A 23,359-nucleotide genomic window follows, 5' to 3' on the forward strand; every position below is an offset into this window, starting at 1 on the left:
GATCATCTCCGACCGGGTCCGCAGGCCCTTGTCCTCCTCGGGCACCGCGACCGCGTGCCCGCCGGTGCGCCCGCGCGCGAGGATGGTCACCTTGTAGATCGGCTCGATGTCCGGCATCGCCCAGGCCGCCAGCGTGTGGCCGCCCTCGTGGTAGGCGGTGATCTTCTTTTCCTGCTCGCTGATGATGCGGCCCTTGCGGCGGGGACCGCCAATGACCCGGTCCACCGCCTCCTCGAGCGCGGCGCTGGTGATGACGGTGCCGTTCTCCCGGGCGGTCAGCAGCGCGGCCTCGTTGATGACGTTGGCCAGGTCGGCGCCGGTCATGCCGACGGTGCGCTTGGCGAGGCCGTCGAGGTCGGCGTCCGGGGCGATCGGCTTGCCCTTGGAATGCACCTGCAGGACGGCCCGCCGGCCGGCCAGATCGGGGTTGGACACCGGGATCTGCCGGTCGAAGCGGCCGGGCCGCAACAGCGCCGGGTCCAGGATGTCGGGCCGGTTGGTGGCCGCGATCAGGATCACGCCGGCGCGTGGGTCGAAGCCGTCCATCTCCACCAGCAGCTGGTTCAGCGTCTGCTCACGTTCGTCGTGACCGCCGCCGAGGCCGGCGCCGCGCTGGCGGCCCACCGCGTCGATCTCGTCGACGAAGATGATGCAGGGGTTGTTCTGCTTGGCCTGTTCGAACAGGTCGCGCACCCGCGATGCGCCGACACCGACGAACATCTCGACGAAGTCCGAGCCGGAGATGGTGAAGAACGGCACCCCGGCCTCACCGGCGACCGCGCGCGCCAGCAGCGTCTTGCCGGTTCCCGGCGGGCCGTAGAGCAGCACGCCCTTGGGAATCTTGGCGCCCAGCGCCTGGTAGCGACCGGGGTTCTGCAGGAAGTCCTTGATCTCGTAAAGCTCTTCGACCGCCTCGTCGACGCCGGCGACGTCGGCGAACGTGGTCTTGGGCATGTCCTTGTTGAGCAGCTTGGCCCGTGACTTGCCGAACCCGAAGCCCATTCGGGCCCCGCCCTGCATGCGGGAGAACATCACGAACAGACCCACCAGCAAGAGCAGCGGCAAGACGTAGACGAGCAGTTCGCCGAGGATGCTGCCCTGGTTGACGACCGTGCTGACCTTCGCGTTCTTGGCGCTCAGCGCGTTGAACAGGTCGACCGCGTACCCGCTCGGGAATTTGGTGATGACCTTGTCCGAATTGTCGGTGTCGTTGTTGCCCTTCTTCAGGGTCAACCGCAACTGCTGCTCGCGATCGTCGATCTGCGCGCTCTTGACGTTGTCGCCGTTGATCTGGGCCACCGCCACCGATGTGTCGACGGGTTTATAGCCGCGGGTGTCGTCGCTGAAATAGAAGAACGACCAACCGAGCAGCACCACGACGGCAATCGCCGTGATGGTGCGGATAACGTTTTTCCGGTTCATCAATCATCGGCCTTGCTGGCCAGGTCCTTCCCCGATATACACGCAGCTGGAAAAGTCCAGGTTACCGCTCGTGGCGATCGCCAGCCCCGGCAGAGCCGGGGTGCAGCGGGTCGCCACCATCCGCACCGTGGCGATCGCCAGCCCCGGCAGAGCCGGGGTGCTGGGGGCACCACCCGCTTGCGGGGGCCGGGTCGCCACAGTTCTGTCGATACAACGACCGAGAGTTCCCTTGCGGTCGCGCCGAGCCTCACGCCAGCGCGACGGTGGCCGGCGATCGCCAAGCTGGCGTGACGTTCGGTGGCGGGCGGACCCGTCGGAAGTTCGCTACTCGTAATAGCGGGCCTCGATCACGTTGCCGTCCGGGTCGGTGAAGTAAAAGGCCTGCGGCGCCCAACCCCGCGCCCCGAAGTTGGGGCCCAGCCGCGCGCTGGTGTCCACTCCCTCCGCTTGCAGGCGTCGATCCAATGCGTCGTATTCGGACTTCGACAGAGCAAGACAAACGTGATTCACCGGGTGTCCGGCGCTGCCGTCGGCCCGCGTCAGCGCCTCGGTACCGGCGACGCCGGCGATCGGCGACAGGTCGATGATCGAGTCCTCGCAGACCCGGACACTCGGGAACGGCGCGTCGCCGGCCTCGAACTCGGCAAACCGGACCGGCGCCAACCCCACCACCCTCGTATAGAAATCCATCGAGGCGCGCGGATTTCTCGTCCAGAGGACGACGTGGTCGAGCCGCTGCATGCCGCGTGCACCTACTTCCATGTAAAGCGAGGGCTTCACGGCGATATCTACCAGGCGACCAAAGCCATTGGAATGCTATTCGCAATCAGCGTGAATACTTCTCACCCCCGGAAGGGGTGTGCTTTGGTGACATGGTGCCCAAATCAACCGAACGGTTAGTGGAAACCAATGGTGTACGACTGCGGGTGGTCGAGGCGGGAGAGCGCGGCGCGCCGGTGGTCATTTTGGCCCACGGCTTTCCCGAATTGGCTTACTCGTGGCGCCACCAGATCCCGGTCCTCGCGGAGGCCGGCTACCACGTGCTGGCGCCCGATCAGCGTGGCTATGGCGGCTCCTCTTGCCCCGAAGCGATCGAGGCCTACGACATCCACCATCTGACCGCCGACCTGGTCGGTCTCCTTGACGACGTCGGCGCGGAGCGCGCCGTCTGGGTCGGACACGACTGGGGCGCCGCCGTCGTGTGGAATGCGCCGCTGTTACACCCGGATCGAGTCGCGGCCGTCGCCGCGCTCAGCGTCCCGGCCGTGCCCCGCTCGCATGTGGCGCCGACGAGGGCATGGCGCAAGATGTTGGGCGACAGATTCTTTTACATCCTGTACTTCCAGGAGCCGGGCGTCGCCGACGCCGAGCTCAACGGTGACCCGGCCCGCACGATGCGCAGGATGCTGGGAGGCCTGCGCACATCGGGTGACCCGCTGTCGGCTGCGCGCATGGTGGCGCCCGGTCCCGAGGGATTCATCGATCGTCTACCCGAGCCCGACCGACTGCCGGACTGGCTCAGCCAGGACGAGCTGGACCACTACATCAGCGAATTCTCCCGCACGGGATTCACCGGTGGCCTCAATTGGTACCGCAACTTCGACCGCAACTGGGAGACCACCCCAGAGCTGGCCGACGCCAAAATCACTGTGCCCGCGCTGTTTATCGGCGGTACCGCCGACCCGGTGTTGTCGTTCACCCGCGCCGACCGCGCGGCGCAATTGATCACCGGCCCCTACCGGCAGGTGATGATCGACGACGCCGGGCACTGGCTGCAGCAGGAACGACCGGACGAGGTGAACTCGGCCCTATTGGACTTCATCAACGGATTGGAGCTGCGATGAACGCGCCCCTGCGGTTCGGTGTCTTCATCACACCGTTTCACCCGATCGGCCAATCACCAACGGTGGCTTTGGAATACGACATGGATCGCGTCGTCGCCTTGGACCGGCTCGGTTTCGACGAGGCGTGGTTCGGCGAACACCATTCCGGCGGCTACGAACTGATCGCCTGCCCGGAGGTGTTCATCGCGGCCGCCGCGGAGCGGACGAAACACATTCGGCTGGGCACCGGAGTGGTCTCGCTGCCCTACCACCATCCGCTGATGGTGGCCGATCGGTGGGTGTTGCTCGACCACCTCACCCGCGGCCGGGTGATGTTCGGCACCGGCCCCGGCGCGCTGCCCTCGGACGCCTACATGATGGGCATCGACCCGGTCGATCAACGGCACATGATGCAGGAATCGCTCGAGGCGATCCTCGCGTTGTTCCGGGCCGGGCCGTCGGAGCGCATAGACCGCCATACCGACTGGTTCACATTGCGCGACGCGCAGCTGCACATCCGGCCCTACACCTGGCCATACCCCGAGATCTCCACGGCGGCAATGATTTCACCGTCCGGGCCGCGGCTGGCGGGCGCATTGGGCACGTCGTTGCTGTCGCTGTCGATGTCGGTTCCGGGCGGGTTCGCCGCCCTGGAAACCACCTGGGACGTGGTACGCGAACAGGCCGCCAAAGTCGGCCGGGACGAGCCGAATCGGGCCGACTGGCGTGTCCTGAGCATCATGCACATCGCCGACAGCCGCGAGAAGGCCATCGACGACTGCACTTACGGGTTGCAGGATTTCGCCAATTACTTCGGCGCGGCGGGGTTCGTGCCGCTGGCCAACTCCGTCGAAGGTGCCCAGTCGCCCCACGAGTTCGTCGAGGACTACGCGGCCAAGGGCAACTGCTGCATCGGCACGCCCGACGACGCCATCGCCCACATCGAAGACCTGCTCGAGCGCTCAGGCGGTTTCGGCACGTTGTTGATGCTGGGCCACGACTGGGCCTCCCCCGAGGCGACGTATCACTGTTACGACCTGATGGCGCGCAAAGTGATTCCCCACTTCAAGGGGCAGCTCGAAGCGTCACGCTCATCGCACGACTGGGCCAAGGGCAATCGCGATCAGCTGATCGGCCGAGCCGGTGAGGCCGTGGTGAAGGCCATCACCGAGCATGTCGACGAACAGAAGGGCGTGAGGAGCTGATGCGGGCCGCGGTATTGCGCAACGGCCGGATGGTCTACCGGGACGATGTGCCCGATCCCGTGCCGGAGACAGGGCAGGTGCTCGTCGGCGTGCGGGCGTGCGGGATCTGCGGCTCGGACTTGCATTTCGCCGCGCACGGCGCGCAGGTGCTCGAAATGAGCAATCGGGTGGCCGGCGGTCGAGGCGGCATGCACGTCGACCTTGACCACGACATCTTCATGGGGCACGAGTTCAGCGCCGAGGTGCTCGAGGCAGGCCCCGACACCGACACCCACCCGCCCGGGACGCTGGTCACCTCGCTGCCGGTGCTGCTGTCGGCCAGAGGGGCCGAGCCAATCGTCTACAGCAACAGCACAATCGGCGGTTACGCCGAACGCATGCTGCTCTCGGCGCCACTACTGCTGCCCGTCCCCAACGGCCTGGACTTCAAACATGCCGCCCTGACCGAACCCATGGCGGTGGGCCTGCACGCCGTCAACAAGTCCAACATCGCCCCCGGCGAGACGGCCCTGGTCATCGGCTGCGGCCCGATCGGCATAGCAATCATCGCGGCTCTGCGCGCCCGCGGTGTGGAAAACATTGTGGCATCCGACTTTTCGCCGAAGCGTCGCGAACTGGGCACCGCCATGGGCGCCCATCAGGCGCTGGACGCGGCGCAGGGTTCGCCGTTCGACTCCGTCAAACCGGCTGTGGTGTTCGAGGCGGTCGGCGTGCCCGGGATCATCGACGACGTATTGCTGCGGGCCCGGCCCGGCACTCGCCTGGTGGTCGCCGGCGTTTGCATGCAGCCCGACACCGTGCATCCGTTCTTCGCGATCGCCAAAGAGATCAACGTCCAATTCGTTCTCGCGTACACCCCAGAGGAGTTCACCGACTCGCTGCGCGCGCTGGCCGAGGGTGACATCGACGTCAGCCCGCTGATCACCGGGGAGGTCGGCCTGGACGGGGTCGGCGCGGCCTTCGACGACCTCGCCGACCCCGAGCGACACTGCAAGGTTCTGGTCACCCCTTAGGCCTACGCCGCGCTAGGCCCAGCTGGACCCGACGGCGCTGTCGGTGCTGGCCATGTTGCTGCCGGCGGTTTGCACGTTCTGCCCGTGGGCGTTGGCCTGCTCGTAGATCACCTGGAAGTTGCGGCCCAGCTGGATGATGAACTCCTGGCACGCCGCAGACCCTGCGCCGCCCCAAAAGTCCCCGGCGGCAAGCACATCGCGCACGATCGCCTGGTGCTCGGCCTCCAGCGACGCGGCCTGCGCGCGGATGGTGGCGCCGTGGGCGTCGACATCGCCGAATTGATAGTTGATGGTCATGGTTGCTCGTCTCCTGCTTTGGGTTGGTGGGCTAGCTGCCCAGAATCTGCTGTGAAGCCTGCTCTTGTTGCTCGTAGTTGTTGGCGTCTCGAACCAGCCCGTCGCGCACGCCGTGCAGCATGTTGACGATGTTGCGGAACGCCTGATTGGTCTGGTCCATGGTGTCGTACGAGGTCGCCTGCGCCTGGCCGCTCCAGCCGGCGCCGGCGATGTTCATCGACGATGCCCACATCTTGCGGGCCTCGTCCTCGACCGTCTGGGCGTGGACCTCGAAGCGGCCCGCCATCGCACGCATTTCGTGCGGATCGGTCATGAATCGTGCTGTCATTGCAATTCTCCTTCGAAAGTTGTTGTCAAATAAGGCTTTGGTCATCGGTGTGTCGAGGTTGGCTCCTTTCGTCATCCGACCAGTTGCGGCAATACGCTGGCGCGAGCCGGCACCGCAGCGCCGAATCCGCGCATCTCCATGCCGCCCACCTGCCCCGCGGGGATACCGCGGGGGGCCAGCATCGGGGCGCCCGCGGCACCCAACGGCGTGGCCGTCGGCGCGGCGGCCTCCGGAGTCGCCGCTTGCCAACTCGGCGGCACCGACAAACCTCCGACAGGAGTCGCCTGGCCCATGGCCGCGGACGGCATCAGCCGCGCCGGCGCCAACATCTGCGGTGCGCGCATCGACGGCGCCGCCGGAACCAGGTGCTCCATTCCGGGCGTCCCGACGCGAGAGACGACCCCCGATTCGCGCATGGCGGCGGCAAGGCCGGCGTTCGACGCCGTCATCCCGCCCAGCCCCGACGCGGCCGTGCCGGCGCCCTGTCCTCCGAAGGGCGTGCCGAGCAAACCGGTGAAACTGCTGACGGCTGATGGGAAGCCGCTTAGCAAGGACGACGCGGACGAATTGAGCGAGGACGGCAGCGCCATCGCCAGGCCCTGGGTGGCGCCCTGCATGTTGGCCGCGGCCGCCGCTCCGCCGGGGTTCGTGGTGGGCGGGGCGACCGACATTGGTGTCAGCATCGCCGCCGCGGCCGACGACCCGGCGTAGGCGTACATCGCCGCGGCATCTTGGGCCCACATCTCGGCGTACTGCGCCTCGGTGGTCGCGATCGCCGCGGTGTTGATCCCCAGGAAGTTGGTCGCGACCAGCATCATCAGCAACGAGCGGTTGGCTGCGATCATCGGCGGCGGCACGGTGGCGGCGAACGCCGCCTCATGAGCGGCCGCGGCAGCAGCCGCCCGCATACCGGCCTGTTCGGCCTGCGCGGCGGTGGCATGCATCCACGCCACGTAGGGCGCCGCGGCGGCCGCCATGGCCGCCGACGACGGGCCCTGCCAGCCGGCGTCGGTGAGGGTCAAGATGGCCGACCCGTAGCTCGTCGCGGCTGCGCGCAGCTCCGCGGCCAGTCCTTCCCAGGCCGTCGCCGCCGCCAGCATCGAACCCGGTCCCGGGCCCGCGTACATCAGACCCGAGTTGATCTCCGGGGGCATCGCACCAAAATCCATGACTGCATTCCTCTCTTAAGGTCGTTTTCGCTATGCCAACGCCGGCAACGGTTTTGGACCGGCTACAGCTTTGAGAGCTGCGTGCGCCTGCACGACGTGTTCACCGGGCATGCCGGCGGGCAAGTGCATGGGCAGCACCTTTTCCGCCGGTATCGCGGCGGCGAGCGACTCTCGGTGAACGGGCGCCGTCGGCGCGAGCTGCGAAGGCGAGATGTGTTGACCGGCAGCTAAATCCGGTGCGGCGACGCGCGCCGCGTGCGCGGGGTGGCCACCGTAGTTGGCATTGGCGTAGCCGCCGTGCTGCGGTGTCGTGTGACGGCCGTAATTGGCATTGGCGTAGCCGCCGTGCTGCGGTGTCATGTAGCCGTAGTTGCCACGGCCGTAGCCGCCGCCCCCTTGCCAGCCCGCGCCGACGGACGTCGTCGCCGCCAGCGGTCCGGGCGCGGCGGTGCCCGCGCCGATCGGGGTGCCGGGCGTCGATCGACCGGGCGCGGGCGGCGTCACGCGCCGAGGCGCCGGGGGCGAAACGCGGGCCGGCGCGGCAGGCGCGGGCCGCGCGGGCGCGACGGGGACCATGTGCGCGGGCGGCAAGTGGCCGCCGGCCGCCTGTGTCGCATTGGCGGCTTCGGTGGCCGCATACGAATCGGCGCTGAGCCCCAGGGCGCTGACGAACTGCTCGTGGATCATGCTGGCCTCGGCGCTGATGGCCTGGTACTGCTGCCCATAACCGGCGAAGGTGGCCGCAGTGACCACGGAGACTTCGTCGGCCGCCGCCGGGACGACTCCCGTTATCGAGAACGCGGCCGTTGAGTTGGCGGCGGTCACCGCGGAGCCGATCGACTGCAGCTGGCCGGCCGCGGCAAGCAACAGGTCCGGCAGTGTGGTCAGGAACGACATGTGCTTCTCCTCGTGATGCCTGGTTTTGGCTTCTCTTGTCGCGCTTGCGGACACTATGTCATGAATTAGGAATCTGTGTCTAGTCTTAGGTAGATATTTCTTGATTTTGGCTAAGAACTCGCGGGTGGAGACGCTTTGCCCAGGTTTTGGCACCGAGTTACTCTTGATGGATGCCACGTACGAACGCCGCAGGCTGGGGATTGAAGCGCCTGCTCGAAGCGACGTTGAACCGCGACATCACCATCGAGCAGTTGCGCGACGCCTGCGGAGTTACCAAGGGGCGCTGGTACGGGGCCGGCGGGCGCGCCAACGCCGACGACTTCCCCGACGCCGAGGAGGCCAGGCGCGCCGCGCACGCATTCGGGCTGAGCGCCACCTGGCTGCAGGTGGAACTTGGACTGATCACGCCCGAAGATGTGCACGGCGCCCTGAGTGAAGGGCAGTCGCTGGACCCGTTCCGTGTCACGACCCGTCAGCGAGTGCTGATGCCCAACCCGATGGCCGAGGAGTCGCGCGACTGAGCTCGGCGCCGTCAACGCCGCGCCACAGAACTATTCGCGGCGGGAGGCGATCTCAGGCTGACACTCGGGAGACGTGACCCAGTTGCGGAAAAGGGCACGTTTCGGCCGCAACTCCCGAAGCTTCGACCCTCAGCCGCCCGCGGGAGGTTGAGCGATGACCGTGGGCTTGAAGCCGTATCGGGGCACGACAGACTGGGCCGCCGCGCTGCGGCCCATCCCGCCAAGCGGCGTCATCGGCACCCCACCCACCGCGTTCGTGGCCGGTTCGACCGCCCCCGCCGTGCTGAAACCGTTGAGCGCCACAGTGACCGGCGGAGCGACGGGGGCCGCGCTCGCCCAGCCCGCGGGCACGGACAAGCCGCCGATCGACGCCGCCTTACCGACGGCTCCGCCGATCGAGCCGATCGACCCCACGCCCGCGCCGGCCGAAACCGCGGCGGGCAGAGCCGCCTCAGCGGCCTTGGCGGCCCCTTCGGTGGCGGACTTGGCGGCGGGCATCATGCCCTGAGCGATTCCCTGGATGTCCTTGAACGAGGTGGTGAATAGCCTTGTGGGCGAGATCAATCGGATGAACGCGTCGAAGGGCGTGCTGGCATCCAGGGTCTGCGAGCCCGTCAGACCCTCCAACAGATCACCCAGCGGACCGCCGATGACCAGCCCATCCCCTTCGGGATTCAGGCTGATCCCGCCCAGCGAAAACGTGGGATTGGCAGACGCCGGGTTATTCGGCAACCCGGCCAGCGACGACAGCGTTTGCGGCACCGCGTCCAGCCCCTGGGTACCGCTGTTGGCGGCCGCTTGGCTCAGCGCCCCGGCCTGACCCGCGACCCCGGCCGGATTGGTGGTGGGTGCCGCCGGTTCGAACGGCGGCAAGGCCGCCGCCGTGGCCGATGTGCCGGCGTAGCCGTACATGGCGGCGGCGTCCTGCGCCCACATCTCGCCGTATTGCGCCTCGGTGGCCGCGATCGCCGCGGTGTTCTGACCGAGGACGTTCGTCGCCAGCAGTTCCATCAATAACGCCCGGTTCGCCGCGATTACCGGCGGCGGCACCGTTTCGGCGAACGCCACCTCGTAGGCGCCCGCCGCCGCCATCGCTTGAGCGGCAGCCTCTTCCGCATGCCCGGCCGTGCCGCGGAGCCACGTCACCTGCGGCACGGCTGCCGCCAGCATGGCGGCCGCGGCCGGCCCCTGCCACGGCCCGTCGCCGAGACCCGCGATGACCGCGCCATAGGCGGATGCCGCAGCATGCAACTCGGCGGCCAGCCCGTCCCATGCTGCGGCGGCGCTGAGCAGGGGCCCCGAACCGGGTCCCGAATACATCAGCGCGGAATTGACCTCCGGTGGCAGCTGCGCAAAGTCGAGCATGACGTTCCCCTAACCGACCGCGGCGGCGTTGGCGATCTCCGTGGCGGCATAGGAACCGGCGCTGACAGCGAGCGTCGTCGCCAACTGCTCGCGAACCGCCACGGCTTCAGCACTGACCTCCTGGAAGAGCCGCGCATGCCACGAGAACTGCGCCGCGGTCAATATCGACACCAGATCGGCGGCGGCGGGAACCACCCCGGTCGTCGGAACGGCCACGGCCGAATTTCCCTCCCGTACAGCCGCGTTGATGCCATGTAACTCCCCTGCGACCGCCTCGAGTATCTCCGGCTGCGCAAGCACGAACGACATATCCCCTCCTCAAATCAGCTTGTAATCAATCACTTTCAGCGCCAACGTCGGACGCCCCGACACGTTAAGGGGGTCGTGCCCAAAGATGACAGCTCTGGACCCGCCAATTCATGACCGGGTCGATAACTGTTCACTTAGCTGGAAGGAAATGCTGGGAAATTTGGATTCTGCATGAAAGTCATTACAAACCAATATGTTTGGAGTCATATATGTACCTATATGAGGTTGCTAGATTAGCCGGAAGCGTTTGCCTGCAGCGAGCAGAGGATCGCCGGGCGCCAGACCGCGACGAGCCACCCGCCCCGGGCATGCCGCAACTCGGGCGAGATCCCGGTTTTCCGCAGCAATACCATTGTCGGACAGCGACATTCGCAGAGAACAACCGAACGACTCGCCCGCCACCGGGCAACCCGTAGCCTCGGCTTGCCCCAGCGGCTAGGGTGCCAGGCATGCCGGTCGCAAGGAATGTCCCGAGATTTGCCCGCAAGTGGATCGTCCTGGCCGTCGCCGGGTCGGTCACCGCCACGGTGTCGGCCTGCGATTCCCCGCCGTCGGCGCCCGCACCCGGCGTCAATCCCCGTCAGGTGACCGTCATCGGATCGGGGCAAGTCCAGGGTGTTCCGGATACCCTGACCGCCGACGTCGGCATCGAATTCACCGCGCCCGATGTGACCTCGGCGATGAACCAGACCAACGACCGCCAGCAAGCGGTCATCAATGCGCTCACCGGCGCGGGCGTCGACCACAAGGACATCAGCACCACCGAGGTCTCGCTGCAGCCGCAGTTCAACAACCCGGAGCCCAACGGCACCGCCGCCATCACCGGCTACCGCGCCACCAACGCCATCATGGTCAAAATCCACCCGCCCGACGCCGCCTCCCGGATGCTGGCCCTCATCGTCGGCACGGGTGGCGACGCCACCCGGATCAAATCGGTGAGCTACTCCATCGCCGACGACTCACAGCTGGTCAAGGATGCCCGCGCGCGAGCGTTCAACGACGCAAAGAACCGCGCCGAGCAATACGCCCAGTTGTCCGGACTCCGGCTGGGCAGGGTGCTGTCCATCTCGGAGGCGACCGAACCAACGACGGGTGGGCCGCCCGCGCCGCCCAAGGCCATGCCCAGCGCGGTCCCGCTGGAACCCGGCCAGCAGACGGTGGTCTTCTCGGTGACCGCGGTCTGGGAGCTGGACTAGCCCGATGGCGGCGACCCGCCGCGCCCGGCTCCGCCGCGCTTGCGATCGCCGCTAGCCCGATGGCGGCGACCCGCCCCGCTACTGCTGGTAGACCCTGGGATCCAGGGTGCCGATGTACGACAGGTCGCGGTAGCGCTCGTCGTAGTCCAGTCCGTAACCGACGACGAAGTCGTTCGGGATGTCGAAGCCCACATATGCGATGTCGACGTTGGCGCCCTTCGCGTCGGGCTTGCGCAGCAGCGTGCACACCCGCAGCGAACGCGGGTGGCGGCTGGTGAGGTTGCGCAGCAGCCAGGACAGGGTCAGACCGGAGTCGACGACGTCCTCCACGATCAGCACGTCGCGGCCCTCGATGTCACGGTCCAAGTCCTTGAGGATCCGCACCACACCGGACGACGACGTCGAGGACCCGTAGGAGCTGACGGCCATGAACTCGAACTGGGTGGGCACCGGAATCGCCCGCGCCAGGTCGGTGACAAAGATCACAGCACCCTTGAGCACGGTGATCAGCAGCAGATCCTGGCCGGTCTCGGCCATGACGTTGCTGTAGTGCCCGCCGATCTCCTCGCCGAGTTCGCCGATCCGCGCCTGGATCTGCTCGGCGGTGAGCAGGACCGACTTGATGTCCCCCGGATACAGCTCCACGGGCTGCGCGGGGGTGATCGCCGAGGAGATCTGGGCCACGCCCACAGAGTGCCACGCCAACGTCCGAATAACCAACGGCGACCCCGGTATTGCGCCTATCGGACCGGTTCCCGCCACAGGGTCAGGACGCCGTCGCGCCGCCCCGCGATCAACCGCTCGTCGGGCAGCGCGGATCCGACCGCCACCCCGCCCTGCCCGCGCCAGGCGGTGACGAGCGCGTCGACGGCGCGGATCTGCTTGTCCGTCAAGCCGGTTGCGCCGCCCGCCAGCAGCCAGCCGCGGATCACCCGGCGCCGCACCGCGGCGGGCAGCGCGGCCAGCGCCTGCGCCTGCAACCCCGCGCCCGCCTTGGCGTCGGGCAAAGCCTGGGCGGCGAGGGTGTCGATCAGCTCGGTGTCCTCGCGCAGCGCCGTGGCCGTGCGCGCCAGGGCCTCGGCCACCCCGCCGCCGAGCACGTCCTCCAACAGCGGCAGCACCTCGAGGCGCAATCGGGTGCGCGTGAAGCGGGGATCGGTGTTGTGCGGATCCTGCCAGGCCGTCAGACCCAGCTCGCGGCACGCGGCGTGGGTCACGGCGCGCCGCACCCCCAACAACGGCCGGCCCCAAGGCGGGTCGTACGGCCGCATCCCGGCGATCGACCGCACGCCCGACCCGCGACCCAGCCCGAGCAGCACGGTCTCCGCCTGATCGTCGAGCGTGTGGCCCAGCAGCACCGGCCCGTCGTGGTACGCGCTCAACGCGGCATAACGGGCGGCGCGGGCCGCCGCCTCCGGGCCGCCTTCGTTGCCCACGTGCACCCGAACAACTTGTGCTGCAACGCATCCCAAGCCGACGGCGTGCGCCCGTGCGGTTTCCGCGACCGCGGCGGAGTCGGGTTGCAGGCCGTGATCGACGATCACGGCGGTGGTGGGCCGCAGCTGGGCGGCGACCGCGGTCAGCGCGAGCGAATCGGGGCCACCGGACAGCGCTACGCACCACTGTTCGACGGTGGCGATGTGGGTATTGACGAACGCCTCGACAGCCGCGCGCAGCTGCCCTACAGCACCCTGTCGATCCATCGCTGGGGGTCCTCGATCTCGGCGGGCAGGGGCAGCGTCTCGGGTCCGGTCCAAATGGCGTTGAACCGCTCCATCCCGACCTTGCCCACCACATGGTCGACGAACGCCTTGCCGCGCGTGTACTGGCTGAGCTTGGCGTCGAGGCCCAGCAGCGCGCGCAGCAGGCGCTGCAGCGGCGGTTGCTTGCGGTTGCGGCGCTCGTCGAATCGGCGGCGAATGGTGGTCACCGACGGCACCACCATGGGTCCGACGGCGTCCATCACATGGTCGGCGTGGCCCTCCAACAGCGTGCCCAGCACCAGCAGCTGGTCGAGGGCCTGCCGCTGCGGCTCGGACTGCACGGCACGCACCAGGCCGACGATTCCCGAGGGGCTGTCCGGCGCGCCGTCGCCGCGCTTGCGCACGTATTCCGCGAGCCGGCTCGCCACCTGCCCGATGTCTTCACCGGCGTCGCGCGTCAACAGCGCCAGCGCCCGCGACATGTGCTCGGACAGCCACGGGTTGGCGGTGAACTGCACCCGGTGCGTCACCTCGTGCAGGCAGACCCACAGCCGGAAATCGGAGGGCTCGACCCGCAGTTGCCGCTCCACGGCGATCACGTTCGGATACACCAGCAGCAGGCAACCCTGTTTCGCGGCGGCGAACGGGTCGTACTGCCCGAGGATCCCGGACGACACGAACGCCAGCACGGCGCCGGTCTGCGCGCCCGTGACGCGGCCGGTGAGGAAGCCCCGCGGCTTCTCGGCCCCGTTCATCATCACCCGCATCGACTCGGCGGCCGCGCCGATCCATTGCTGACGGTCGACGATGCGCGCGGCCGGCACCGCGCCCTGGGTGACCAGGCCCGTGACCTCACGCACCGGCGGTTCGGCCTTGGCGGCCGCGCTGGTCAGCTCGTCGATCACCTGGCGACGGGTGTAGTCGCTGGACGGCGGGCCGGGACGGGCCAACCGCTGGCCGACCGTGGCGGCGAATCCCCAGTCGACGGCGGTGCCGAGCGTCAGCTCCGAGGGCGGGCTCATGAGCACCCGCAGGACCACAGCTTGGTGGCCAGGGCGTCCATCACGTTGCGGCCGTTGGGGCCGGCGGCGTTGGAGATGAAGGCGAACGTCAGCACTCGTCCGCTGCGGTCGGTGAGCACCCCGGCCAGGGCGTTGATGGCGGTCAGCGATCCGGTCTTGGCGCGCAGCCAGCCGGCCGGGCCCTGATTGGACGCGGCGTCGGTGAAGCGGTCGGCCAGCGTGCCGCTGCCGGCGGCGATTGGAAGCAGGTCCAGCAGCGCCCGCAGCGCCGGCTGGTCGGGTCCGGCCGCGGCCTGCAGCACCCCGTCGAGCGTCTTGGCGGTCAACCGGTCGTCCACCGAAAGCCCGCTGGAATCCATCAGCGTGATGCCCCCGGTGTCGACGTGTGCGGTGCTCAACCGGTTGGACACCGCGTCGGCGGCGCCGGCGAAGCTGCGCGGCCGGTTGATCGCGGCCGCCACCTCGCGGGCGATGCACTCGGCCATCACGTTGTCGGAGTGGTCCATCATCTCCGAGAGCCGCTGGACCAGCGGCGCGGACTGCACGACGGCCAGCTGCCGCGCCCCCGACGGCGCCGTCGCGACCGTCACCGCGGCGGGGTCCAGGCCCAGCGCCTTGGCCAGCTCCCGCCCGGCGTCCAGCGCCGGGGTGCGGGAGCGCCGGGAGTTGACGGTGGTCGGCTGGATGCGCCCGGCGTCGATCATCACCGACTCGATCGGCGCGATGTCCCCGTTGTCGACGTCGGCGGCGTCCCAGCCCTGCGCCATCGTCGGCCCGCTGAACGCCGAGGTGTCCACCTGCACCGCGGTCGGCGTCACGCCGCTGCGCCGGATCTGCTCGACGAGGTCGCTGATCCGGGCCGATCCGCGGTACCAGGTGTCGACGCCGGGTGGCGCCGCCGACAGCACGGGGTCACCGGCACCGACGAGCACGACGGGTCCCTGCGCGTTCTGGCTGCCGGCCACCACGCGCGTGCTGATCCGGGCCTGATGGTCCAGGGTGAGCAGGGCCGCGGCCGCCGTCAGCACCTTGTTGGTCGACGCCGGCACCAGCGGCATGTCGGCGGCCACTTGCCAAAGCTCTTTTCCGGTCAGGGCGTCGGTGACCCGCGCGCCCAGCCTGCCCAGGTTCGGATCGGCCGCCACGGCCCCGAGCACGGCCGCGACCCCGGCGGGGCTGGGCGTCTCGGCGGTGTCACTGACCGGGACCATTCCCGGCTTGACCGTCGGCGCGTGCGGGGGCGGTATCGGGGCGTGCGAATTGTTGCCGCCGTGCCCCGCCGAGGTGAAAAACGTTGCCGCCGCCACGACCGCGGCGACAAACGCCAGCACGGCCAACCCGACGAACACATGGGTGGATTTTTGCCAGCGAGTGGGACCCATCGCTCTCCTGACTGTCTACCGCCCATTCTGCCGAATCCGCCGCAAAGGCCTCGACTAGGGTGATCCCCGACGCGACGGGACCACCGCGAAACGCCCAGATTTAAGGAGCGCACAGTGCAATTCGATGTGACCATCGAGATCCTGAAAGGCCAGCGGAACAAGTACGAGATCGACCACGAGACCGGGCGGGTGCGTCTGGACCGCTACCTGTACACCTCGATGGGCTACCCGACCGACTACGGCTTCATCGAGGACACCCTCGGTGAGGACGGCGATCCGCTGGACGCGATGGTGCTGCTGCCGCAGTCCGTCTTCCCGGGAGTCATCGTCGAGGCGCGCCCGGTGGGCATGTTCCGGATGACCGACGAAAAGGGCGGCGACGATAAGGTGCTGTGCGTGCCGGCCGGCGATCACCGCTGGGACCACATCCAGGACATCGGCGACGTCCCCGAGTTCGAGCTGGACGTCATCAAGCACTTCTTCGTGCACTACAAGGACCTGGAGCCCGGCAAGTTCGTCAAGGCCGCCGACTGGGTCGGGCGCGCGGACGCCGAGGCCGAGGTGCAGCGCTCCGTGGAGCGGTTCAAGTCCAACGGGCACTGACGACGTGCGGTGACGCTCACGGCGTAACCACCCGCCGATTTCCGGTGGCATCCTGGCGATGTGACCCCGGTGTTGCATTTCGCGGCCAACTTCTGGTGGCTGGTTTTTCCGCTGGGCGGCGCGGTCGGCGGGGGCCTTCGCGCGATCGCCGCCGCCAACGAGCGCCGGGCCGAGCGACGGCTCGAACGGTATCGGCTCAAGCAGCAAGCCAAGATCGCGGTGGCCGAGGCCTCGGGCCGGGCGCGGACCAACCGGGACAGCGACCGCCGGGAGATCGCCAAACTCGTTGACGCCCATGACCGGACCGACGCGCGGTGGCTCGACTACGAGGTCGACGTCGCGCGACTGCTGGACTTCCCGATGATGACCGACATGCGGGCGCCGCTGACCGTCGCGTTTCACAAGGCGAAGCGGCACGCGGACCTGCTGCGGCCGGAACCCCCCGAGGGCCTGCTCGGCGACCGGGAGGCCTTGGCCGAATACCGCGACGCCGTCCACGAGTACGTCAGCGCGTTCGAGATCGCCGAGGCTGAGGCGATCCGCCGGCGCCGCAGCGACTTCTCGGCCGACGAGCAACAACGGATGGCGCGGGCCCAGAGCCTGCTGCACCTGGCGCAGGACGACGCCGCCACCCGCGAGGAGCGACAGCATGCCTACGCGCGGGCGAGCAAGGAACTCGACGGACTGATCGCGCTGCCGGCCCCCGCGAGGGTGGGCATCGAGCGGCGCATCGCGGGCCAGATCGAGGCCTAGACCGGCGCCGCCGCGGCGGCCTTGGCCTGGCGCCGATTGCGCAGCACGCTCCAGCTCAGCGCGGCCCCGATGAACAGCACCCCGACCGAGGCGGTGACCGGGTCGGGAACTTCGAATCGGGGATTGATGGACAGCAGCATGATCACCGCCAGCACCCCGATCGCCCAATGCGCTCCGTGCTCCAGGTACACGTAACGGTCCAGCGCGTCCTGCTTCACCAGGAAGATGGTGATCGACCGGACGAACATCGAGCCCACCAGTCCGAGACCCAACGCGATCACGATCGGGTCCGAGGTGATCGCGAACGCGCCGGTGACCCCGTCGAACGAGAAGGCGGCGTCGAGCACCTCGAGGTAGAGGAACATGGTCAGGCCGGCCTTGCCGGCCGCCTTGCCCGCCGACGCCGCCTCGATGTCCGGCGGCCGGAACGCGCGGCTCAGACCGTTGACGACCAAGTACGTCACCAGGCCCAGCAACCCGGCCGTCAGGACGGTGGCTTGCTCCTCACCGGAACGCGCCAGCCGCGTGCCGACCAAAATCAGCGCGAGCGCGGCCACCGCCACCGGCACCTGGCCCAGCCGCCCGATGCGGGCGAACGGGATCTCGATCCATTTGAGCCACTTGATGTCTCGGTCGTGAAACACGAAATCGAGGAAAAGCATCAACAGGAACGTCCCACCGAATGCCGCGATCTGCGGATGCGCGGCGGTGATCAGCTTTTCGTAGCTGGGTGAGCCGTCGGGAAATTCCAGCGCGCCGTGCGGCGGTGGATGCAGCGCCAACTCCATCGCGCGGACCGGGTCGAGGCCCGCGGTCGCCCACACGATCAGCAGCGGGAAGAGCAGCCGCATCCCGAATACCGCGATGAGAATCCCGACCGTCAGGAACATCTGCCGCCAGAACGGGCTCATCTGCTTGAGGATCGCGGCGTTGATGATGGCGTTGTCGAACGACAGCGAGATCTCGAGGGTGGCCAGCACCAGCAGGAGGAAGAGGTCCTTCAGGCCGCCGTGGGCGTATCCGACCGCCAGGGCCGCCACGGTGACCAACAGCGAGATCCCGAAGATGCGCAAGGCGGCCAAGGTCCTTTCCGACAGCCGCCCACGATAGCGAACCCCGGTCGCCGCCGCAGACCCGTGTCCACGGGACTTACTATTTTCAGATTGTGGCGATGCCCGAAGTCGGCGGTACCCAAGCCTCGACCGGTGCCGGTCCGATCACGCGCGGCAGCGTGGCCCGGGTCGCCACCGCGACGGCGGTGACCGCCCTGTGCGGTTATGCGGTGATCTACCTGGCCGCCCGCGACCTGGCCCCGGGCGGCTTTTCGGTGTTCGGCGTGTTCTGGGGGGCGTTCGGCCTGGTCAGCGGCGCCGCGAATGGCCTGCTTCAAGAGACCACCCGGGAGGTCCGCTCGACGCGGCACCTGCCGGCGGTGTTGCCGGTTGGGGACGAACCGCGAACCCACCCGCTGCGGGTCGCCATGCTGGTCGGCGTCGGCGCGGCCATCGTGATCGCCGGGACCTCACCGCTGTGGGGCGGGCGGGTCTTCGTCGAGGAACGCTGGCTGTCGGTGGCGCTGCTCAGCGTGGGGCTGGCCGGTTTCTGCGTGCACGCCACCCTGCTGGGCATGCTGGCCGGCACCGATCGGTGGACCGGCTACGGGGCACTGATGGTGACCGACGCCGTCATCCGGGTGGCGGTCGCCACCGCGACCGTCGTACTGGGCTGGCGGCTGGTCGGTTTCCTGTGGGCCACGGTGGCGGGCGCGGTTGCGTGGCTGATCATGCTGGCCGCCTCGCCCTCGGCCAGGGCGGCGTCGCGGCTGCTGACGCCCGGCGGGGCGCAGACCTTCCTGCGCGGGGCCGCCCACTCGATCACCGCCGCGGGTGCCAGCGCGATCCTGGTCATGGGGTTTCCGGTGCTGCTGAAGCTGACCAGCAGCGAGCTCGGCGCCGAGGGCGGGGTGATCATCCTCGCGGTGACGCTGACGCGCGCGCCGCTCCTGGTCCCGCTGACGGCCATGCAGGGCAATTTGATCGCGCACTTCGTCGACGCGCGCAGCGACCGCATTCGTGCCCTGATCGCCCCCGCGGGGATCATCGGGGGCATCGGCGCGGTCGGGGTGCTGGCGGCCGGGGTGGTGGGCCCGTGGCTGCTGCGGGTCGCGTTCGGGCCGCAGTACCACGCCAGCGGCGCGCTGCTGGCGTGGCTGACGGCCGCCGCGGTGGCGATCGCCATGTTGACACTCACCGGTGCCGGCGCCGTCGCGGCCGCGTTGCACCGGGCGTACGCGCTGGGCTGGGTGGGCGCGACGGTGGCATCGGGCCTGCTGCTGCTCCTACCGCTGGCGTTGCAGACCCGCACCGTGGTCGGCTTGTTGTGCGGCCCGCTGGTCGGAATCGGCGTTCATCTGATGGCGCTGGCGCGCGCCGACCGCTTAGCCGGCTGATCCTGGCTAACCTGGTGGGCTAGATGGTTACTGAAGCCAAATACTCGGGCGCCTGGGTCGTCATCCCCGCCTTCAACGAAGCTGCCGTCATCGGCGAGGTGGTCGCCGATGTGCGTTCCGTCTTCGACAATGTCGTGTGCGTGGACGACGGCAGCGCCGACGGCACGGGCGAGATCGCCAGGCGGGCCGGTGCGCACCTGGTGCGTCACCCGATCAACCTGGGACAGGGCGCGGCCATCCAGACCGGCGTCGAGTACGCCCGCAAACAGCCTGGGGCGCAGGTCTTCGCCACGTTCGACGGTGACGGGCAACACCGGGTCAAGGATCTGGCCGCGATGGTCGACCGGCTCTGCGCGGAGGACGTCGATGTCGTCATCGGGACGCGGTTCGGCGTCCGCGTGGGCGCCCGGCCGCCGCTCGTGAAGCGGCTGGTGCTGCAGACCGCCGCGCGGCTGAGCCGGCGCGGTCGCCGACTTGGCTTGACCGACACCAACAATGGGCTGCGCGTGTTCAACAAGAAGGTGGCCGACGCGCTCGACATCACCATGAGCGGCATGAGTCACGCCAACGAGTTCATCATGCTGATCGCCGAAAACCATTGGCGCGTGGCCGAACAACCGGTCGAGGTGCTGTACACCGAATACTCGAAGTCGAAGGGCCAGCCGCTCCTCAACGGCGTCAACATCATCTTCGACGGGTTCCTGCGAGGGAGGACTACACGATGAACTGGATCCAGGTGCTGTTGATCGGCACGATCATCGCGCTGCTGGTCTACCTGCTGCGGTCCCGCAGGAACGCGCGGTCTCGGGCTTGGGTCAAGGTCGGCTACGTCGTCTTCGTGCTGGCCGGCGTCTATGCCGTGCTGCGGCCCGACGACACCACCGTCGTCGCGAACTGGTTCGGGGTGCGCCGCGGCACCGACCTGATGCTCTACGCGCTCGTCATGGCGTTCTGCTTCACCACGCTCAGCACCTACATGCGGTTCAAGGACCTGGAACTGCGCTACGCGCGCCTCGCCCGGGCGGTAGCGCTCGAGGGCGCCGAGGAGCCCGACGTTCCGCACTCCGCGTCGAACGTGTAGCAACCGCGACCCGTGTGCACGCGGGCCGGGCCCGCGCTCGGCGCAAGGTCAATAAGTGTGCGCCTGACGGAAGTACTCGACCGTGCGGCGCACGCCGTCGTCGAGCCCCACCCGCGGCCGCCACCCCAAAACCCGTTCGGCCAAACCGATGTCGAGGCACGACCGCCTCAGGTCGCCCAGGCGCGGCGGGTCGAACTCCGGGTCGTCGGGCGCGCCGACCGCGGCGGCCACCGCCGAATGCAGTTGCCGGTCCGACGTTTCCACGCCGGTGCCCACGTTGAAGCGCTGACCGCCGCCCGCTTCGCCGGCGGCCTTGACGAAGGCGTCCACCACGTCGTCGACGAACACGTAGTCGCGGGTGTTGCCGCCGTCGCCGAACACCCTGGTCGGCTTCCCCGACAGCAGGCCCTGGGCGAAGATCGCCACCACGCCGGCCTCCCCGTGCGGGTCCTGGCGGGGGCCGTACACGTTGGCCGGCGCGATGTGCGAGCAATCCAGGCCGTAGAGATGCCGGAAGGTGTTGAGGTAGATCTCCCCGGCCACCTTTCCGGCGGCGTACGGCGAGGCCGGGTCGGGCTGCACCGACTCGGGGGTCGGATACACCGGCGGGGTGCCGTAGATGGATCCGCCCGACGACGTGTGCACTACCTTGCGCACCCCCGTCTGCCGCGCGGCCTCGGCGAGCCGCACGGTCCCGATGACGTTGACCGAGGCGTCGAATTGCGGGTCGGCCACCGAATGCCGCACGTCGATCTGGGCCGCCAGGTGGAACACCACCTCCGGGCGGTGCTCGTCGAAGATGGCCCGCAAATCCGCGGTGACGATGTCGGCCTCGACGAAGACGTGCGACGGGTTGTCGGCCAGGTGCTCGAGGTTCGTCGCGCGGCCGGTGGCGAAGTTGTCCAGCCCCACGACCGTGTGGCCGTCGGCCAGGAGGCGGTCGACTAGCGTCGACCCGATGAATCCGGCTGCCCCGGTAACCAGTGCGCGCACCGGCCCACCATACATAGCGGCCGTGGCCATCGCGCTGATCGCCATCCAGCTGGGCATACGCGCGGCGCTGGCATTCGGGGGCTACTTCTATTGGGACGACCTGATCCTCATCGGCAAGGCCGGCACCCACAACCTGCTCTCGCCGGCGTACCTGTTCGACGACCACGACGGTCACGTCATGCCGGGCGCCTTCCTGCTCGGCGGCGCGATCATCCGGGTCGCTCCGCTGAACTGGACGGGCCCGGCGATCAGCCTGCTGGTGCTGCAGCTGCTGGCGTCGCTGGCGCTGCTGCGGGCCCTGCACGTCATGCTGGGCTGGCGGCCGGTGGTGCTGATCCCGCTGACGTTCGCGCTGTTCACCCCGCTGGCCGTGCCGGGGTTCGCGTGGTGGGCTGCGGCGCTGAACTCGCTGCCGATGCTGGCGGCGCTGGCCTGGGTCTGCGCCGACGCGATCCTGCTGGTCCGCACCGGCAATCGGCGCTACGCCGTGACGGGGACGCTGGTCTACTTCGGCGGGCTGCTGTTCTTCGAGAAGGCCGCGGTGATCCCGTTCGTCGCGTTCGCGGTGGCCGCGCTGCTGTACCACGTCCGGGGAGATCGGGCGGCAATGCTGACGGTGTGGCGGGCCGGGCGGGGATTGTGGATCGCGACGCTGACGCTCACCGTGGGCTGGATCGCGCTGTACCTGGCGGTGGTGAACCAGCGGCGGTGGAGTTCGGACCTGGCGATGACCTCGGAGCTGCTCGCGCGATCGATCACGCACGGCATCGTGCCGGGGCTGGCCGGCGGGCCGTGGCACTGGGACCGGTGGGCGCCTGCCTCGCCATGGGCGACGCCACCGCCGGTGGTGATGGCGCTCGGCTGGCTGGCGCTGGCCGGCACCCTCGCTGTCTCACTGCTGCGCAAGCAGCGCATCGGACCGGTGTGGGTGACCGCGGCCGGCTACGCCGTCGCCTGCCAGGTGCCCATCTACCTGATGCGCTCGTCGAAACAGACCGCGCTCGAACTCGCCCAAACCCTGCGGTATTTCCCGGATCTCGTGTTCGTGCTGGCGCTGCTGGCCGCCGTCGGGTTGTGTGCGCCGAACCGGCCCACCGCGCCGCGCTGGCTGGACGCCTCGCCCGCGCGCGTGGCGGTGACGCTGGGCGTGGCGATGTCGTTCGTGGCCAGCAGCCTGTATTCGACGGCGACGTTCTTGACCAGTTGGCGTGACAATCCGACCCAGCCGTATCTGCGGAACGCGATGGCCGATTTGGCCGCGGCGCACGCGGCCTCGACGGCACCGCTACTGGATCAGGAGGTCGATCCGCTGGTGCTGCAGCGGGTGGCGGCGCCGGAGAACCTGGCCAGCCACCTGTTCGCACTGCTGCGGGATAGGCCCGAATTCGCCTCGGGCACAACGCAATTGCGCATGCTGGACAGCTCGGGTCACCTGGTCAAGGCGCGGGTGACCTGGGTGCGGACGATCGTGCCGGGACCGATGCCGCAATGCGGGTATTTCGCGCAGCCGGACAAGCCCGCACGCCTGGTCCTCGACGGACCGCTGTTACCCGCCGACTGGAGCGTCGAGCTCAACTATCTGGCCAACAGCGAGGGAACGATGACGCTGGCGCTGACGCAGGGGCCCGAGGTCAAGGTGTCCGTGCACCCGGGACTCAACCGCGTCTTCGCCCGCCTGCCGGGCGCCGGGGATGCGATCACCGTGCGCGCCAACACCACGGCGCTGGCGCTGTGCCTCGCGTCGGGCCCGGTGGGCTTCCTCGTGCCGGCCTAGCCGGCTGACGTGTCGTCGTCGCGCTCGGTGGTCGGCTTCTCGTCGTCGCCCTCG

General features: G+C 68.8%; 24 protein-coding genes and 1 pseudogene. 11 read left to right on the forward strand and 14 right to left on the reverse strand.

Annotated features, from left to right (window positions below; genetic code table 11):
* Together ftsH and A5681_RS06055 are read right to left on the reverse strand one after the other, a co-directional pair.
* Positions 1–1,422: ATP-dependent zinc metalloprotease FtsH (ftsH, locus tag A5681_RS06050; RefSeq protein ID WP_156737866.1), on the reverse strand; the 1,422-nt coding region annotated here is incomplete at its 3' end.
* A gap of 324 nt (positions 1,423–1,746) precedes the next feature.
* Entirely contained in the window at positions 1,747–2,163 is a 417-nt protein-coding gene (locus tag A5681_RS06055) for a VOC family protein (RefSeq protein WP_067270987.1), read from the reverse strand.
* A gap of 134 nt (positions 2,164–2,297) precedes the next feature.
* Between A5681_RS06055 and A5681_RS06060 the strand changes: the two genes are divergently transcribed.
* Genes A5681_RS06060 through A5681_RS06070 form a run of 3 tightly spaced genes read left to right on the forward strand, consistent with a single transcriptional unit; the run spans position 2,298 to position 5,463 of the window.
* Positions 2,298–3,266, forward strand: coding sequence for an alpha/beta fold hydrolase (locus tag A5681_RS06060; protein WP_156737875.1), 969 nt, complete (start codon positions 2,298–2,300; stop codon positions 3,264–3,266).
* On the forward strand, positions 3,263–4,450 hold the full coding sequence (locus A5681_RS06065; RefSeq protein ID WP_067270586.1) for an LLM class flavin-dependent oxidoreductase: 1,188 nt from the start codon (positions 3,263–3,265) through the stop codon (positions 4,448–4,450). Before A5681_RS06060 ends, A5681_RS06065 begins: the two co-directional genes overlap by 4 nt.
* Complete coding sequence (locus A5681_RS06070) at positions 4,450–5,463, forward strand: zinc-binding dehydrogenase (RefSeq protein ID WP_067270590.1); 1,014 nt, start codon at positions 4,450–4,452, stop codon at positions 5,461–5,463. The genes A5681_RS06065 and A5681_RS06070 overlap by 1 nt, the downstream gene beginning before the upstream one ends.
* Positions 5,464–5,475: 12 nt before the next feature.
* On the opposite strand, the gene A5681_RS06075 is transcribed toward A5681_RS06070, so the two are convergent.
* The 4 genes and pseudogenes from A5681_RS06075 to A5681_RS27610 all read right to left on the reverse strand — a co-directional run.
* Entirely contained in the window at positions 5,476–5,760 is a 285-nt protein-coding gene (locus A5681_RS06075) for a WXG100 family type VII secretion target (RefSeq protein WP_067270593.1), read from the reverse strand.
* A 31-nt stretch (positions 5,761–5,791) separates the two neighbouring features.
* Positions 5,792–6,088, reverse strand: coding sequence for a WXG100 family type VII secretion target (locus tag A5681_RS06080; RefSeq protein ID WP_067270597.1), 297 nt, complete (start codon positions 6,086–6,088; stop codon positions 5,792–5,794).
* Between the two features lie 71 nt (positions 6,089–6,159).
* A complete protein-coding gene (locus tag A5681_RS06085; RefSeq protein ID WP_067270600.1) occupies positions 6,160–7,257 on the reverse strand; it encodes a PPE family protein in 1,098 nt (365 codons plus the stop codon).
* Between the two features lie 603 nt (positions 7,258–7,860).
* Positions 7,861–8,154, reverse strand: a pseudogene (locus A5681_RS27610) (PE family protein); the annotation flags it as partial.
* Positions 8,155–8,324: 170 nt separating this feature from the next.
* On the opposite strand from A5681_RS27610, the gene A5681_RS06095 reads away from it, so the two are divergent.
* Positions 8,325–8,675 carry a hypothetical protein gene (locus A5681_RS06095; protein WP_156737867.1) on the forward strand — a complete coding sequence of 117 codons (351 nt, stop codon included), beginning with the start codon at positions 8,325–8,327 and terminating at the stop codon, positions 8,673–8,675.
* A gap of 129 nt (positions 8,676–8,804) precedes the next feature.
* On the opposite strand, the gene A5681_RS06100 is transcribed toward A5681_RS06095, so the two are convergent.
* Both A5681_RS06100 and A5681_RS06105 read right to left on the reverse strand, forming a co-directional pair.
* Complete coding sequence (locus A5681_RS06100; protein ID WP_067270610.1) at positions 8,805–10,040, reverse strand: PPE family protein; 1,236 nt, start codon at positions 10,038–10,040, stop codon at positions 8,805–8,807.
* 9 nt (positions 10,041–10,049) lie between these two features.
* Complete coding sequence (locus tag A5681_RS06105) at positions 10,050–10,349, reverse strand: PE family protein (RefSeq protein WP_067270613.1); 300 nt, start codon at positions 10,347–10,349, stop codon at positions 10,050–10,052.
* Positions 10,350–10,798: 449 nt separating this feature from the next.
* On the opposite strand from A5681_RS06105, the gene A5681_RS06110 reads away from it, so the two are divergent.
* On the forward strand, positions 10,799–11,545 hold the full coding sequence (locus tag A5681_RS06110) for an SIMPL domain-containing protein (RefSeq protein ID WP_067270616.1): 747 nt from the start codon (positions 10,799–10,801) through the stop codon (positions 11,543–11,545).
* A gap of 78 nt (positions 11,546–11,623) precedes the next feature.
* Here the strand turns inward: A5681_RS06110 and hpt are convergent, their stop codons facing one another.
* The 4 genes from hpt to dacB are packed head-to-tail and all read right to left on the reverse strand — an operon-like array spanning position 11,624 to position 15,652.
* Positions 11,624–12,235 carry a hypoxanthine phosphoribosyltransferase gene (hpt, locus tag A5681_RS06115; protein ID WP_067270619.1) on the reverse strand — a complete coding sequence of 204 codons (612 nt, stop codon included), beginning with the start codon at positions 12,233–12,235 and terminating at the stop codon, positions 11,624–11,626.
* A 50-nt stretch (positions 12,236–12,285) separates the two neighbouring features.
* Positions 12,286–13,248, reverse strand: a complete 963-nt coding sequence (gene tilS, locus A5681_RS06120; RefSeq protein WP_067270622.1) for a tRNA lysidine(34) synthetase TilS — start codon at positions 13,246–13,248, stop codon at positions 12,286–12,288.
* Positions 13,227–14,270, reverse strand: coding sequence for a zinc-dependent metalloprotease (locus A5681_RS06125; RefSeq protein WP_067270995.1), 1,044 nt, complete (start codon positions 14,268–14,270; stop codon positions 13,227–13,229). The genes tilS and A5681_RS06125 overlap by 22 nt, the downstream gene beginning before the upstream one ends.
* A complete protein-coding gene (gene dacB / locus A5681_RS06130; protein ID WP_156737869.1) occupies positions 14,267–15,652 on the reverse strand; it encodes a D-alanyl-D-alanine carboxypeptidase/D-alanyl-D-alanine-endopeptidase in 1,386 nt (461 codons plus the stop codon). Before dacB ends, A5681_RS06125 begins: the two co-directional genes overlap by 4 nt.
* A gap of 114 nt (positions 15,653–15,766) precedes the next feature.
* On the opposite strand from dacB, the gene A5681_RS06135 reads away from it, so the two are divergent.
* A complete protein-coding gene (locus tag A5681_RS06135) occupies positions 15,767–16,255 on the forward strand; it encodes an inorganic diphosphatase (RefSeq protein ID WP_067270629.1) in 489 nt (162 codons plus the stop codon).
* Between the two features lie 60 nt (positions 16,256–16,315).
* Positions 16,316–17,008 (forward strand): hypothetical protein, encoded by a 693-nt coding sequence (locus tag A5681_RS06140; protein WP_067270632.1) that lies wholly within the window; start codon positions 16,316–16,318, stop codon positions 17,006–17,008.
* On the opposite strand, the gene A5681_RS06145 is transcribed toward A5681_RS06140, so the two are convergent.
* Positions 17,005–18,090: a DUF475 domain-containing protein gene (locus A5681_RS06145; protein ID WP_067270635.1), complete on the reverse strand. Its 1,086-nt coding sequence runs from the start codon at positions 18,088–18,090 to the stop codon at positions 17,005–17,007. The two genes, A5681_RS06140 and A5681_RS06145, sit on opposite strands and share 4 nt — an antisense overlap.
* 89 nt (positions 18,091–18,179) lie before the next feature.
* On the opposite strand from A5681_RS06145, the gene A5681_RS06150 reads away from it, so the two are divergent.
* From A5681_RS06150 to A5681_RS06160, 3 genes are read left to right on the forward strand one after another with little or no spacing between them, the layout of a single operon-like run.
* Positions 18,180–19,457, forward strand: coding sequence for a hypothetical protein (locus tag A5681_RS06150; protein WP_067270639.1), 1,278 nt, complete (start codon positions 18,180–18,182; stop codon positions 19,455–19,457).
* Positions 19,458–19,480: 23 nt separating this feature from the next.
* Positions 19,481–20,182 (forward strand): glycosyltransferase family 2 protein, encoded by a 702-nt coding sequence (locus A5681_RS06155; protein WP_067270642.1) that lies wholly within the window; start codon positions 19,481–19,483, stop codon positions 20,180–20,182.
* Entirely contained in the window at positions 20,179–20,538 is a 360-nt protein-coding gene (locus A5681_RS06160) for a DUF2304 domain-containing protein (protein WP_067270645.1), read from the forward strand. Before A5681_RS06155 ends, A5681_RS06160 begins: the two co-directional genes overlap by 4 nt.
* A 48-nt stretch (positions 20,539–20,586) precedes the next feature.
* Here A5681_RS06160 and A5681_RS06165 read toward each other — a convergent pair whose 3' ends face one another.
* The gene (locus A5681_RS06165) at positions 20,587–21,531 is read right to left on the reverse strand and encodes an NAD-dependent epimerase/dehydratase family protein (protein ID WP_156737870.1); all 945 of its coding nucleotides are present in this window, start codon (positions 21,529–21,531) and stop codon (positions 20,587–20,589) included.
* On the opposite strand from A5681_RS06165, the gene A5681_RS06170 reads away from it, so the two are divergent.
* Complete coding sequence (locus tag A5681_RS06170; RefSeq protein WP_197498520.1) at positions 21,497–23,305, forward strand: hypothetical protein; 1,809 nt, start codon at positions 21,497–21,499, stop codon at positions 23,303–23,305. The genes A5681_RS06165 and A5681_RS06170 overlap by 35 nt on opposite strands.
* Positions 23,306–23,359: the final 54 nt, after the last annotated feature.

It is taken from the genome of Mycobacterium scrofulaceum (assembly GCF_001667885.1).
GTDB classification, from domain to species: Bacteria; Actinomycetota; Actinomycetes; order Mycobacteriales; family Mycobacteriaceae; genus Mycobacterium; species Mycobacterium scrofulaceum_C.